This is a genomic window from Streptomyces africanus, from assembly GCF_002150735.1.
In the GTDB taxonomy this organism is placed as follows: domain Bacteria; phylum Actinomycetota; class Actinomycetes; order Streptomycetales; family Streptomycetaceae; genus Streptomyces; species Streptomyces africanus.
Genome location: NZ_MUKA01000317.1, coordinates 1 through 635, shown reverse-complemented (window position 1 = coordinate 635; position 635 = coordinate 1). Strand labels below are relative to the sequence as shown.

The window sequence follows — 635 nt, the reverse complement described above, 5'->3', positions numbered from 1 at the left end:
GACCTGATCGCCGCGCTGAACGAGTCCGTGCAGCAGGCCAGGGCCTCGCGCGGTGAGGACGCCGACGTGCACGAGTTGCCGAAGAAGGAGGCCGCGAAGAAGCAGCCGGCCAAGAAGGCGGCGGCGAAGAAGACCACGAAGAAGGCCGCGGCGAAGAAAACGTCCGGGCGCCGGCCGCGCAGCGCCTAGATCTCGATGCCGAGCGCTGTTTCCGGTCTGCACTTCGTACACGCCGGCACCTGATGGCGTAGCGCCTCGACCGCCTGCGCCCTGGTCGCCGGCCTCGCCCGCTTGCCCGGGTCCCAGCACTCGCCCGTGTGTACGGCGACGATGTTGTTGCGGTCCAGGCCGCGCTCGATCAGCCACTCGGGCACCGGCAGGCGCCGCGCTTCACCGACACGCCGCTCCGCCTCACGGCGTTCCTCATCGACGATCCTCCTGCGAGTGCGGGCCAGGTCACGCTCCTGCACGCGCTCCAGGAAACGGAGCAGCGCGAGTCGTGACGCCACCCCTGAATCGTTCATACGTTCTATTCTATGATCGTGGCGCCAGACAGCCCACCCCCACCCCGCGGAGCAGGCATGAACCACGAGGAGGCCGCCCGCAAGCTGGGTGTCGCCCCGGCCTCCCTCTCC

General features: G+C 69.3%; 1 protein-coding gene and 1 pseudogene. One reads left to right on the top strand and one right to left on the bottom strand.

Annotated features, from left to right (window positions below):
• A pseudogene (locus CCL05_RS46585) lies at nt 1-189 on the top strand (Ku protein); the annotation flags it as partial.
• Here CCL05_RS46585 and CCL05_RS33040 read toward each other — a convergent pair.
• Nucleotides 186-524 carry a DUF6233 domain-containing protein gene (locus CCL05_RS33040; protein WP_086564339.1) on the bottom strand — a complete coding sequence of 113 codons (339 nt, stop codon included), beginning with the start codon at nt 522-524 and terminating at the stop codon, nt 186-188. The pseudogene CCL05_RS46585 and the gene CCL05_RS33040 overlap by 4 nt on opposite strands.
• Between the last annotated feature and the right edge of the window lie 111 nt (nt 525-635).

Bases quoted from the DNA above. Each gene is read 5' to 3' on its own strand.
- CCL05_RS33040 (WP_086564339.1), bottom strand. From the start codon at position 524: ATGAACGATTCAGGGGTGGCGTCACGACTCGCGCTGCTCCGTTTCCTG.